Genomic DNA, 12,348 nt, shown 5'->3' on the forward strand with positions numbered 1-12,348 from the left:
GTCTCAGATTTGGTTACCACGGTTGGCTCCCTGCCTCAGCGGACGCCGGCGCTGACGAGACCGGCCACCGAGTCGGCGTTGGTCTTGTCCACGATCGCCGGGCCGGTGAGGAAGTAGTTCGACTGCACGAGTCGATACCGGACGTAGTGCACCAGCTCCAGCACCGACATGTAGCCGCGCCACCAGCCCTGCTGGTCCATCGTGAAGTCGAGGTCGCCCTTCTGGATCATGCTGACGATGTCGGGACTGACGTCGAAGCCCGCGGTCTGCACCGGCCGGCCGACGGCGGTCTTCGCCGCCACGATGCCTGCGGTGGCCGGCTGTCCGGTGGCCACCATCGCGTCCACGTTCGGGTGAGCGCGTAGGTAAGCCTCGGTGATGGTGGCGGTCTTGCCTGGGTCCGGCTCGCCGGCCACATGGGCGTAGGCGACACCGGCCTGGCGGGCCACGTCGGAGACGCCCTGACAACGCTGGGTCTGGGTGCCGTCGCCGACGGTCTCCTGAACGCAGATGACGGACTTGGCGCCCTTGTCGACAAAGCGTTGCGCGGCTGCGGAGCCCGCAGCGTACTCGTCCGCGCCGACCCGCGAGACGTAGACGTCGTCCGCTGCCCGCAAGGGCTGGTCCTTGACCGGAGGGGCTGGGTTGAACGCCACCGCGACGCCCTGCGCCGTTGCCTGCTTGGCGACCGCGTCGAGGTCGCCAATGCCCAGGAAGAGGATGCCGTCCGGCTTCGTGGCGAGCGCCTCCTGGATCTTCTGTGTGTAGGAGGCGAGGTCGACACTCGCCGGGTACACGTACTTGACGTCGACGCCGAGGTCCTTGCCGGCCTGCTGGGCACCGTTGTTGAGGACCCGGAAGAAGCCGCTGCTCGGGTCGGCCAACCCGGCCACGTAGATGGTGAGCCGCTTGCCGTTGGTCAGATCACCCGGGTACGCGCTCCCGCTGCCCCCCGTGGCCGGGTTGCTGCTCTGACATCCGGCGAGAAGTACAGCGGCGGCGGCGGCTGCCACAGCTGCGGTCCTAATTCTCATCGTCAAGCCTTCCCATGCGGCGAGGTTTGGTCAACAGTCGTACATTTTTAGCGCACTCCCAGCGAGTGGTCAAGAGCACGTTGGACCGATGTTTGCACTGTTCAAGCGGGCTTGTTGGGCACCGACGCTCCGTCGGGTCCCCGGCGGCAGCAGGGACGGAGTGGCAATGATTGTATGTTCCATGAACAAACCGGCCGTGGGGTGAGACGCCAGCCGAACGACGGGGTGGAGTGGGATGGACCGGCGCGATCCGGCGTTGGCCCGGTCAGCGCCGACCGGTCAGGGAATCGCTGGGGCACGCTTGCAGACCGCGTTCACCGGGCGGCGCCGCCGAGGTGCGCGCGTGAGGTCCAGGGTGCTCATTGAGGTCAGCCGCGCCGAGGTTGAAGCCCCGCGCCGGTCGGCAGGTACTGGTTGATGGCCGTGGCAATCTGCGCGGGGCCCGGCCGGCCCCAGCGATCGTCCGTCCCGCTCGCTGGTCGACGAAGCCGGGGAGCCGGGCGAGCACCTCCACCGCGCTGGCCGCCCCGTTGATCCGCTGCTGGGCGGTATGGGTTCGTTGCACGACGGCCTGGTGGTCCTGAGCTCTCGGTTCCTCGACTCGCTAGCGGTCGAGTTGAAGGCGTTCCCAGGCGACGATGGTCAGTACGGTGAAGCTGGCGGGCACGACGACGACCAGGATGAGTTGGATGGGCGTGACGGTGTGAGGCTGTAGCGCCCACAGGGCTGGTGCGGCGCGTAGAAGCGCTGCGCGAGGGTGTTGTCCCGATCGGTGGTCCACTCGATCCGGCTGCACGAGTTCGCGACGGCCACGTCGATCAAGCCGTCCATGAGCAGCCCGACGCCCCGCCCCCTTGCCGTCTGCGCCACGTACAGCTCCTTGGGGTAGAGCGAGCGGGTCGGGCCGACGGCTGGCCACAGGAAGGAGTACGTCCCAAGCCCGGCAAGTGCCTGCGCGTCCCAGGTCAGCACGGCACGGGCCAGGGGGGAACACCGAAGAGCGCCTCATTGATCTGACGGATCCGCACGTTACGAGGCTCAACCTCGGTCTCACCGTAGAACGGTGTCCAGCTCTTCAAGGAGCGCGGCGATCGCGTCGACATGGACGGGTTCGGCGGCTCGCGTGTTCGGTCCTGGTCTCCGCCGTCGTCGGCGTTCGTCGGATTCCGGTTCCCGCCCGAGGTGATCGTGCTGGCGGTCCGTTGGTACCTGCGGTTCAACCTCTCGTACAGGGATGTGGAGGAGCTGCTGGTCGAGCGTGGTGTCGGGGCGGATCACGTCACGGTCTACCGCCGTTCACCGAACTGGCCCAAGCGATCTGACCAGTGCCTGCTGACGCGGCTTGGCATGCCCACCGATCCGCCAACGCAACAGCACCCGTCGTGGTCTTGGGCCATCCGCCCTCTGACCGGCGGCGGCGCCGCCACGGCCGCCGCACCGGCCGGCGGGTACTACGCCGTCGGGATCCCGACGTGCATCTGGACCGGCCGGTGGTCGCTGCCGGTCTGTTCGAGGTGGCGCACGTCCCGGGTGGTGATGGCAGGCGAGACGTAGAAGCCGTCGATGCGCAGGCCGCTGTTCGGGCCGCGCGGCTTGAGGCCGGTGCGCGCGCCGATCTCGTTGGGGTCCTGGTCGACGATCTTGTTCCAGTCGGCGCCGAGGATCGTCAGCACGTCGGACCGGTTGGCGAACTCGACCACGTTGTCGGCCATCACGGCATACGGGCTGCCGGGCCCGGACTGGCAGCGCGGCGGCGGCGTGTGCAGCGACGCGAGCCGCACCGGTCGGCCGTTGGTGAGCCGCAGGCGCAGCTTGGTGATCCACCGGGTCATGATGGGCTCGCCGCCGCAGGACGCGCCGTCGGTGCCCTTGACCAGCTCAAAGTCGACGATCTCGGCGACCAGCGCGCGGCGGATCGCCACCGCGCTGCCCTGCCGGTCCTCCGCGGAGGTGTCCTGCCGGACGATCCACCCGTCGCCGAGGACGTCGACGAGCCGGACGTTCTTCGCCTCCTGGAAGAAGACGATGTCGGCGTACGGGCCGATCTTCGTCCAGTCCTGCCGGACGCCGGGGGCCTGGCGGAACGCCAGGTTGGCGGTCACCACCCGCAGCTCCATGGCGGCGGCCGACGCCGGCCCCGTGAACGTCACGATGGTGAGTGCCCCGGCGGCCAGCACGGCGGCCAGCAGGCCGGCGATGCGTGCTCTGATGCGCATGTCGTCCTTTCTTGCTCGGTGGTGGGTCACAGGAACGCGCCGACGTGGGGCGTCGCGCCGTCCCAGCGCAGGATCGCGGCGTACAGGGCGCGGCGGGCCCCGGCGGGCAGCGAGCCGTCGGCCCGCTGCCGGCACGGGGTGGTGCCGGAGCAGACCCAGCCGTGCAGGAAGATCCGCTGCTCGTCCTCGACCAGGGCCGGGACGAGGTCCGCGCCGCCCGGGCCGCAGATGCCGGTGTTGCCAGTGGTGAGCAGCGGGTGCTCCGCCTTGCCGTGGAAGTTCCACCGGTCCGTGGAGGTGAGGTACACCGTGGCGTAGCTGCAGTTGTTGTAGCCGTACCGGGAGGCGAACAGCACGAACGTGGAGCCCCGCTGGCGCAGCACCGGGTTCTCGATGATGCCGGCGCTGCGGACCAGTTCGGCGCTGGGGTTGCCGATCCAGCGGGTGCCGTTGTCGTTGACCCGCAGCATCCGGATCGACGACGGCGTCTGCTGCGTCTTGTACAGCACGAACCGGCGGCCCTCGGTGTCCTCGAACGGCGCCGGGTCGATGACGCCGGCGGCGGCCACCGGCCGGCCCGGCGCGGCGTCGTCGGCGCCATGCGTGCCACCCGGGCAGATCAGCGGGGCGTCGCCGACCGGCTGGTAAGTCCCGCCGACGGTGTCGGAGGTCGCGACGCCGATGCACCGCTGCCCGTTCTTGCCCTTGGCCGGGGCCGAGTAGTACAGCACCCAGCCGGCCGGGGTGTGCACCGCATCCGGTGCCCACACCGCGCCACTCTCGGCCCACCCGGGAACCGACCCGAGCACCGTGCCGAGGCTGGTCCACGGCCCCGAAGCGGTGCCACCGCGGTACGCCGGGGCCCGACCGCCAGTGGCGAACACGAAGAAGTTGTCGTTGTGCCGCACCACCCCGGGGTCGGCGATGCCGCCGGCCGGGGCATAGACGGGCTGCGGGGTGGCGGCCGAGGCGGGGACGGCGACGGCGCCGACGGCGGCGAGCGCGACCGCCGCGACGGCGGCCAGCAGCGGTCGCCGGAACCTGGGCAGGGGCATGTGAGTCCTTCGGGAGAGGGACGGCGAAGACCGCTGGGGCCCGACGGCGCGGCGCGGCGAGCGCCGCCATCCGAGCGCACCGGGCATTGACGAGTGTGCCCACCAGTCCCAGGCTTGTCAATATCTGCCACCGGCATCCGAACTGTCGTTACTTTTGTTCATACATTGACGACTGTAAATGCAATAGGCGACCGGTCGCGGGGGGCGGTGCGGACGTCCGGCCGACGGCGGCCAGGACGCCACGGCCCAGCACGATCCGTCCGGTGGCGTCGCTGGCCCGGAAGACCACGCAGTCCCTCGCCAGGCGAAACTGACCCTTCGCAGCCACCAGGGCTGGTCAGGGGTATGCGTGATGAGATCATCGACCAGGGCGGGCTCGTAGACGGCGGCGGTAACGTCGTCGGCCTGGTACGTGGTGGCGCAGGAGTCGAAAAGCCGCGGGATGGTGGTGGTGATCTGAACGCCGGCACTGGCGTGACCGGCGATCCACTCCACATCCGGGAGCGACCTGTTACTCCTTCTCGCCCCGGCGTCCCTCACGCCAGAGTTCGTGTCCCCTCAGCACCCACGCCAGCCAGTAGAGGCCGAACGAGATCACAAAAACAGCACCGACGCGACGACCATGGATGACCACTCCGGAATCACGGGCCGGCCAGAGACCCTGCTCCTTCGCCGCCCGAACCAGGTCGGCGGCGGCCTTCGCCTCCGCCGACGGCTCAGGCCGCTTCTTCCGTCCGGTCGGGTCGTTCAGTGTCGCGGTCATCACGGCACCCTCCTTACCAGGCACAACGCCTGGCAGGTCAGGCCGGAAACACCCTTAGATCCACAGACCCCGCAACCCCGGTCCTGACCGGTTCCCCTGCCGGGCAACGGAGCAGGTCGAGCGGATCGGTACGGACACCGAACCGGTGCCGCAGCGCCCGCCCGGCGGCGTGCAGGCCGGACATCCCGTGCACGGCCGGGCCCGGCGGGGTCGAGGCCGAGCAGAGGTACACGCCGGGCAGCGGGGTCCGGTACGGGTCCCACCGGGGCACCGGGCGCATGACCAGTTGCCACGGCGTGACCGCCCCGCCGGAGATGTCCCCGCCGACGTAGTTCGGGTTGTGCGCGGCGGCCCGCGCCGCCGGTACGACGTGCGTGGCCAGGATCAGGTCACGGAAGCCCGGCGCGAAACGTTCCACCTGCGCCACGATCTGGCCGCTGACGTCGCGCGGCGAGCCGTTCGGCACGTGCGCGTACGTCCAGAGCACCTGCCGGCCGGCGGGCGCGCGGCTCGGGTCGACGACACCGGGCTGTACCGCCAGCACGTACGGGCGGTCCGGGTGCCGGCCGCGCAGCACGGCGGTCTCCGCGGCCTGGGCCTCGGCGGCCGAACCGACCAGGTGCAGGGTGCCGGCGCTGGCGCAGTTCGGTTCCGCCCACGGCACCGGGCCGGCGAGCGCGAAGTCCACCTTGCACGCGGCCCCGCCGTACCGGAAGGAGCGCAGCCGACGCGCATAGCCGGCGGGCAGCCGCTTCCCGGCGATGCGCAGCAGCCCGGCGGGCGAGACGTCGAGCAGGACCGCGCGGGCCGGCGGCAGTTCGGCCAGGTCGTCGATCCGGACACCGGTCACCACCCGACCGCCGAGCTGCCGTAGTCGGGTCACCATCGCATCGGTGATCGTCCGGCTGCCGCCTACGGGGATCGGCCAGCCGACCGCGTGCCCCAGGGTGGCCAGCAACAGCCCGGCCCCGGCCGGCGCGAGCCGGCGGGGCGGGGCGATGGCGTGCGCGGCCACCCCGGCCATCAGCGCGGCGGCCTCCTCGCCACGGAAGCGGGTCGCCCTCACCGGCGTGCCCTGTTCGAGCGTGCGCATCCCGAGCAACAGCGCGGCGAGCGGGTCGCCGGGCACCCCACGCAGGTCGGACATGGCGGTGTCGACCACACCCTTCCAGCGCCGCACCAGAGGACCGAGCAGGGACAGCCAAGCCGCCCCGTCCCGGCCCAGCCCGTCGGCGGTACGGTCCAGGTCCCGCCAGGCCAGCGCCGCCCGGCCACCGTCGAGCGGGTGCGCGTACGCGATCTCCGGTTGCCGCAGCCGTACGCCGTGCGCGGCCAGGTCGAAGGCGCGGAAGAACGGCGAGCCGAGCGCCATCGGGTGCACCGCCGAGCAGACGTCGTGCCAGAACCCGGGCAGGGTCAGTTCCTCGGTGCGGGTGCCACCGCCGATGGTGTCTGCCGCCTCGTAGACCTGGACGGTCAGTCCCGCCGAGGCGAGCACCAGCGCGGCGGCCAGCCCGTTGGGGCCGGAGCCGACCACCACCGCGTCCAATCCGCCGGTACCGCCGGTACCCGCCCGGCCATCCGTCTCCGATCCCATGTCGCCCTCCCTTCTCAGACCAGTGCCTGCTCAGCGGCCAGGCTGGCGTAGAGCGCATCGGTCCGGACCAGGTCCGGATGCGAACCGACGGAGCGCGCCTCGCCGTTCTCCAACACCACGATCTGGTCGGCGGCGAGCACCGTGGAGAGCCGGTGCGCCACCACGAGCACCGTGGTCCGGCGGGAGATGTCCAGGATCACCTCACGCAACGCGGCCTCGTTGGTGGCGTCCAGTTGCGAGGTCACCTCGTCGAGCAGCAGCAGCCGGGGCCGGCGTAGCAGCGCCCGGGCCACCGCGATCCGCTGCCGTTCCCCGCCGGACACGGAGAGCCCCCGGTGCCGGATCGGGGTGTCCAGGTCCCCGCCGAGGCGCTCCAGCAGGGAATCGAGCCGGGTGGTCCGCAGCACCGCGCGGATCTCCTCGTCGGAGGCGCCGGGCGTCGCGTACGCGACATTCTCCCGCAGCGTTCCAGCGAGCACGGAGACGTCCTGCTCGACGTAGCCGATCGCGGCCCGCAGTTCGCCCAGCGGCCAGTCGGACAGTGGCCGTCCGTCGAACAGGATCCGGCCCTGCCGCGGTTCGTGGAAGCGCTCGATCAGGGCGAGCACCGTGGTCTTGCCCGACCCGGACGGACCGACCAGGGCCGTCAGCCCGCCGGCCGGCACGGTCAGCGTGAGGTCCCGCAGGGCTGGCTCGTCCCGGTCCGGGTAGCCGAAGAAGACCCCCTCGAACACCACCTCCGCTGGCGGGCCGTCAGCCCGTCGCGCGCCCCGGGGGATCGCGGTGGCAGCCGCGGCAGTGGCCCGGACCGGCGTCGCCGGGGGAAGGTCGATCGGCTCGGTGGGCAGCGCGTCGATCTCGGCGATCCGGGTCAACGCCGCCCGCCCGACCTGCAGATAGGTGCTGGCGCCCACGAGCTGCATCACCGGCTGGCTCAGGTAGGCCACGTAGAGCAGAAAGGCCACCAGCGCCGAAACCGGCATCGCGCCGCTGGCCACCCGCGCGCCGCCGACCCCGAGCACCACCAGGAACGCGACCTGGATGGCCAGGCCGGCGCTGGTTCCGGCGACCGAGCCCCAGCGGGCCAGGCTCACCCCCTGGCGGTACGCGGTGAGTGCCGCCTCGTCGATCCGGGCCGCCTCGGTGGGCTCGGTGCCGGAGGCCTTCATGGTGGTGAAGGCGCCCAGCGCACGCTCCAGGGCGGCGCCCATGTCGCCCACCGACTCCTGCGAGAGCAGCGCGGCGGTCCGGATCCGGGGCATCAGCAACCCCATGATCAGCACCAGCAGCACCACCACCACCGCGGTCACCCCGAGCAGGGCCAGGTCGACAACCGCCATCAGCAGCACCGCGCCGAGCAGCATGATTCCGCCGGTGAAGAGGTCGATCAGGGACTGGCTGGCGATCTGCCGCAACAGCATGGTGTCCCCGGCGACCCGGGCCAGCAGGTCACCGGGGGCCTGCCGTTGCAACGCCGGCACGGTGAGCCGCAGCAGGTGCCGGACCAGACCACGCCGCCCGTCCAGGGCGACCGCTTCGGCGGTACGCAGGATCAGGTAGTTGCCGAAACCGAGCAGCACGGCGGCGAGCAGCACGAGCCCGGTCAGCGCGGCCAGCGCCCGACCCACCCCCTGCTCGGCGGTGAGGCCGTCGATCAGGGCCTTGGCCGCCAGCGGCTGGGCCAGCCCCAGGAGGCTGGACGTGAGCAGCAGCGCGGCGGCGGCCAGGAACGGCCCGCGGTGCGGCCGGACGTACCCGGCGATCATGCTGAGCCAGTGCCGGTCCCCGGCCGGGGTCGTGCTCATCGCTCACCCCGGTGGCGGTAGACGTTGACGTACATCGGTTCCGTGCCGGTGAACTCGTTGCCGGCCCAGTCGGCGTGCCGGGCGACGCGGACCAGGCCGGCCCGCTCGGCATACCCGTCGACCTCGTCGGCGGTGGTGAGTCGGCTCAGTTCCGAGGCGATCCGGGAGCGGCCCTCCTCGATCCAGATGTGCGCCAGGTGCCAGATCCGGTTCTCCACGTCGATGGTGGAGTACGACAGCAGCCCGGTGTCCTGCCCGGGATAGGGGACGAAGAAGGAGTCCCGGGCCCGGCCCTGGTTGAGCACGGCCAGCGCGAACTCCGGATTGTGGGTCTCCACCACGAGGGTTCCGCCGGGGGCTAGCCGGGCGGCGGCCGCCCGCACGACCCGCTGCTGGTCCGCCGGGTCCAGCAGCATCGACAGCGTGCCGCAGACGCAGTAGACCAGCCCGTACCGCCGGTCGTCCGCCCAGTCGCGGATGTCGCCGTGCACCGGCGTGACCGGGCGGGGTTGGTCGGTGAGGGCCGACCGGAGCGCGTCGAGCATCTCCGGCGAGGAGTCCACGCCGACGATCTCCCCGACCCGGTCTGCCAGCGGCAGGGCGATCCGGCCGGTTCCGACGCCGAACTCCAGGGTGGGCTGCCCGCCGCCCGGGTGCAGGTCGGCGAGGAAGCCGACGAGCGGTTCCACCGCCGGGCCGCCGGGGAAGAGCCGGTCGTAGAAGTCGACGAACTGCCGTCCGTAGCCGATGTCGGCGATCTCGGTCATTGCACGAAGCCCTCCGGCAGCGGTACGAACGGGGAGACCAGCAGGTAGTCCGGCTTGTGCGACTCGTCGTAGCCGGTGCTTCGGGCGATCACGAACTGGAACCCCCGGGGCAGGTCCGGCCCGGGGTGCTGCCGCCGTACGACGTGCTCGACGAAGTCCCGCATCACCTCGTACGGCGTGGTGGTGGTGATGTCGACGTCGGGGGTGCCCAGGTACCCGATGAGGTCGGCGCAGATGTCGAAGATCGCCTTGTCCTGCCGGCGTTCCGGGAACCAGACCATCTGCCGCCACTGCCGGGGTGGGATGAGGGCGGTCTCGACCCACGGGGTCTGCTCGCCGTCGGCGGTGAGCACGCGGTGCAGCAGGTGGAAGTCGTGCTGCGCCGGTTCGGGGGCGAAGAACCGCCAGTTGCCGATGAACAACCCCGGTACGTCGTAGCGGCGGAACCGGTCGAAGACCTGCTGGGGGTGCTGGCTGAGCACGGTCACCCCGAACCAGCCGACCAGGCCGGCGGTGATCGCGGTGGTCAGCGGGCGCAGGTCGGAGCCGACCCGGCGGCTCACCGGTCCCCCTCCACGCCCGGCTCCATGACGTCGTCGACGAACGCGGTGAGAATCTTGACAACCTCTTCGGTCCGCGCGGCGTCGGTGAGGATCTCGTCGTGGTCGGCGTCCTCGACGACGTGTCGCTCGGATCGGGGCGCGGCGGCGGCGAACTCGTCGTGCAGGTCGGCCTGGACGGCGTCGGTGCGCGCGGTCGCTCCCGCCGTCACCACCACCAGCGGTACGTCGATCCGGGGCAGCTGGACGGCCTCGTCCTCGAAGCGTTCCTGCACCACCTTCCACTCCCGCCGGGCGGCGGCCCACAGTTCGGGGTCGCGGTACTGGGCCAGGGCCAGCTGGCGTACCGGCTCCGGCAGCCGGTCGACCCAGGGGGCCCGGGGCAGCAGCGAGCCGAACCCGGCCCGTAGGGAGCCGGGCATGATGGCCAGGGTGCTGGTCAGCGCCTTGCCTCCCTCGGCCTGACGCAGGGAGCGGCGCAGTTCGTCGGGGTGGCTGGAGTCGACCAGGGCGACCCCGCGTACCTGCCCGGCCAGTCGCTCGGCGGCGAGCAGGGCCAGGTAGCCGCCGAGCGAATGGCCGACCAGGATCACCGGGCGCTCGCCGGCCACGTGCCGGGTCAGGTCGACGAGATCGTCCACCATGGTCTCGAACTGGTACTCCCCGCCGCCCTGGTAGCGGCTGGCGCCGTACCCGGCACGCTGGTAGGTCACGGTGGTGAACCGGGTTCCCAGCGGGGCGGCGATCCGCTCCCAGTGCTCCGCCGTGGCGGCCAGGCCGCTCTCCAGCAGCAGCACCGGTGCTTCGGCGCCCGGATCGGCCGGCTGCCCGGCGTACCGGTAGGAGAGGACGTTGCCGGCGGCGGTGGTGAAGGTGCGCTCGTCCCCGCGTCCCCGCTCGATCATCCGCCGCCGCCGGATCCGGGCGACCTGCCCGGCGGCGAAGAGGGCCAGCCCGGCGGCGGCCGCCATGGCGGGCAGGGTGTCGTCGCGACGCACGCCGGTGGCGTCGCCGGTCCGCTCGCGGGGGCGGGTGGTGTAGGCGACCGCGGGGTAGGTGGAGGTGAACGCCCAGAAGAACCGGCCGAGCCCCATGACCCTCGCATTGACCAGGTGGAACGCGCCGGCGGCGGCGAGCAGGTACGGCGCGGGGCGGCCCCGGGCTGCGTAGGCCAGCGGGAAGGCGCACTCCATCGCCAGCACCCCGTGGGCGGTGAGCTTGGTCAGCCTCGGGTAGCGGCGCATCAACTGCCAGACCTGCGGGTCGCCGTAGGTGAGGGTCCGGGTGATGCCGGGCAGTGCGCGCCCGCTGCGCCACGTCTCACTGGGCAGCTTGGCCCAGCCGGACACCGTGTAGGAGAGCACCGACTGAAGCGAGACGAACCAGAGGCAGGCGTCCACGACGGCGGGGCGACGCTGGCCGGCGCGGGCGACGGTGGTGAGCGCCTGTACGAGGAAGGAGACCTGGTCGGCACCGTCGCTGCCGTACAGGTGCTGGGCGTGCAGCGCGGCCTGGCTGCCGGTGAGCACGGCGTTGGCGGCGACCCGTTGCCGCCGGTTGAGCGGAAGCCAGAGCGCGGCCGCCGCGGCGGCCCGGCTGACGTGCAGAGCGGTGACCACCCGGTCGTCGGCGACCAGGTCCAAAGCCCGGGTGAGGCGGGGGGCGTGGGCCTCGAAGGTGCGCCGGTTCACCGCCCAGTTGTTCGCCCCGCCCCGCTGCCGGTCCCGGCCCCGGGTGAGGTACTCCAGGCTGGCGAAGAGGTGGGTCACCGAGCTGATCCGCTCGGTCCAGGTCAACACGGTGGAGCGGTCGAGGACGGCGGGTTGACGGCGTCGGTCACGCCAGAGTGGCTTCTTCATGGGGGCAGCGCTTCCTGACAGTGCGTGCAGAACCGGGGTGGGAGGGTCCGACGGCGACGGCCGGGTGGGCCGGTGTGCCGTTGCGGCGGCACACCGGCCCGGTACGGCGGCAACCGGTCGCCCGGCCGCGTGCCTAACCGCCTGTTACTTTGGGCGGGGCGTAGGGCTGCCGATGGCGCGCCCCATGGCGTAGCCGGCGGCGAAGAGCCCCGCCACCGAGCCGACCAGGCCGACCCCGGCCGCCACGGTGACGATGGTCGCTGGGGTGGCCAGCACGGGCATCCCGCCGACTTTGTTGCACGCCTCGTCGGCGTCGATTCGGATCGCGGCAAGATCGGGATCCGCGTTCACCCTCATGGCGAGGACGGACATGGGTCACCTCCTGACTGACAGTGCCGGTTGTCGGCAATCACTGCGGCTTCGGGTACCTGCCCTCGGCCATGTTGCGGGCGATACCCACCATGTAGCCGGCGTGAAGGGCCACGGCGCCGACGGCGACGCCGAGCGCCACCGCGGGGGTGGCGAGCACGGGGGTGAGCCCGGCCAGGCCCTGGGCGGTCCGGTCCTTCTCGCTGAGCTCGCCGAACATCTCCAGGGAGATGTCGTTGGTGTGGTCGACAAGTGCGGTCATCTGATTCACCTCCTTCGGGTAGTCGGTTAGCTACAGTGGATGACGGCGCGCACGTCATTCA

Annotated in this window: 12 protein-coding genes and 1 pseudogene; 1 reads left to right on the forward strand and 12 read right to left on the reverse strand. The window is 71.7% G+C overall.

Annotation, left to right across the window (positions count from 1 at the left end; translation table 11 throughout):
- Positions 1-35 precede the first annotated feature (35 nt).
- Together ACQPZO_RS29745 and ACQPZO_RS29750 are read right to left on the reverse strand one after the other, a co-directional pair.
- Positions 36-1,013 carry a substrate-binding domain-containing protein gene (locus ACQPZO_RS29745; RefSeq protein WP_433345434.1) on the reverse strand — a complete coding sequence of 326 codons (978 nt, stop codon included), beginning with the start codon at positions 1,011-1,013 and terminating at the stop codon, positions 36-38.
- A gap of 663 nt (positions 1,014-1,676) precedes the next feature.
- Positions 1,677-2,006 (reverse strand): GNAT family N-acetyltransferase, encoded by a 330-nt coding sequence (locus ACQPZO_RS29750; RefSeq protein WP_433345436.1) that lies wholly within the window; start codon positions 2,004-2,006, stop codon positions 1,677-1,679.
- Positions 2,007-2,135: 129 nt separating this feature from the next.
- Here ACQPZO_RS29750 and ACQPZO_RS29755 point away from each other — a divergent pair.
- Positions 2,136-2,327, forward strand: a pseudogene (locus ACQPZO_RS29755) (hypothetical protein); the annotation flags it as partial.
- Positions 2,328-2,485: 158 nt separating this feature from the next.
- Here ACQPZO_RS29755 and ACQPZO_RS29760 read toward each other — a convergent pair.
- The 10 genes from ACQPZO_RS29760 to ACQPZO_RS29805 all read right to left on the reverse strand — a co-directional run bounded on the left by ACQPZO_RS29760 (position 2,486) and on the right by ACQPZO_RS29805 (position 12,287).
- Positions 2,486-3,250, reverse strand: a complete 765-nt coding sequence (locus ACQPZO_RS29760; RefSeq protein ID WP_433345438.1) for an endonuclease/exonuclease/phosphatase family protein — start codon at positions 3,248-3,250, stop codon at positions 2,486-2,488.
- A 26-nt stretch (positions 3,251-3,276) separates the two neighbouring features.
- Entirely contained in the window at positions 3,277-4,305 is a 1,029-nt protein-coding gene (locus ACQPZO_RS29765) for a glycoside hydrolase family 43 protein (RefSeq protein ID WP_433345440.1), read from the reverse strand.
- A 511-nt stretch (positions 4,306-4,816) separates the two neighbouring features.
- A complete protein-coding gene (locus tag ACQPZO_RS29770) occupies positions 4,817-5,068 on the reverse strand; it encodes a hypothetical protein (RefSeq protein WP_433351404.1) in 252 nt (83 codons plus the stop codon).
- 37 nt (positions 5,069-5,105) lie between these two features.
- Positions 5,106-6,665, reverse strand: a complete 1,560-nt coding sequence (locus ACQPZO_RS29775; RefSeq protein WP_433345442.1) for a phytoene desaturase family protein — start codon at positions 6,663-6,665, stop codon at positions 5,106-5,108.
- Between the two features lie 14 nt (positions 6,666-6,679).
- A complete protein-coding gene (locus ACQPZO_RS29780) occupies positions 6,680-8,470 on the reverse strand; it encodes an ABC transporter ATP-binding protein (RefSeq protein WP_433345444.1) in 1,791 nt (596 codons plus the stop codon).
- Positions 8,467-9,237, reverse strand: a complete 771-nt coding sequence (locus ACQPZO_RS29785; RefSeq protein ID WP_320069458.1) for a class I SAM-dependent methyltransferase — start codon at positions 9,235-9,237, stop codon at positions 8,467-8,469. The genes ACQPZO_RS29780 and ACQPZO_RS29785 overlap by 4 nt, the downstream gene beginning before the upstream one ends.
- On the reverse strand, positions 9,234-9,800 hold the full coding sequence (locus ACQPZO_RS29790; RefSeq protein ID WP_433345447.1) for a hypothetical protein: 567 nt from the start codon (positions 9,798-9,800) through the stop codon (positions 9,234-9,236). Before ACQPZO_RS29790 ends, ACQPZO_RS29785 begins: the two co-directional genes overlap by 4 nt.
- The gene (locus ACQPZO_RS29795) at positions 9,797-11,656 is read right to left on the reverse strand and encodes an alpha/beta fold hydrolase (RefSeq protein WP_433345449.1); all 1,860 of its coding nucleotides are present in this window, start codon (positions 11,654-11,656) and stop codon (positions 9,797-9,799) included. Before ACQPZO_RS29795 ends, ACQPZO_RS29790 begins: the two co-directional genes overlap by 4 nt.
- A gap of 144 nt (positions 11,657-11,800) precedes the next feature.
- Complete coding sequence (locus ACQPZO_RS29800; protein ID WP_350920193.1) at positions 11,801-12,028, reverse strand: hypothetical protein; 228 nt, start codon at positions 12,026-12,028, stop codon at positions 11,801-11,803.
- Positions 12,029-12,065: 37 nt separating this feature from the next.
- Positions 12,066-12,287: a hypothetical protein gene (locus ACQPZO_RS29805; protein ID WP_433345451.1), complete on the reverse strand. Its 222-nt coding sequence runs from the start codon at positions 12,285-12,287 to the stop codon at positions 12,066-12,068.
- Positions 12,288-12,348 lie beyond the last annotated feature (61 nt).

It is taken from the genome of Micromonospora sp. CA-111912, assembly GCF_050948415.1.
In the GTDB taxonomy this organism is placed as follows: Bacteria; Actinomycetota; Actinomycetes; order Mycobacteriales; family Micromonosporaceae; genus Micromonospora.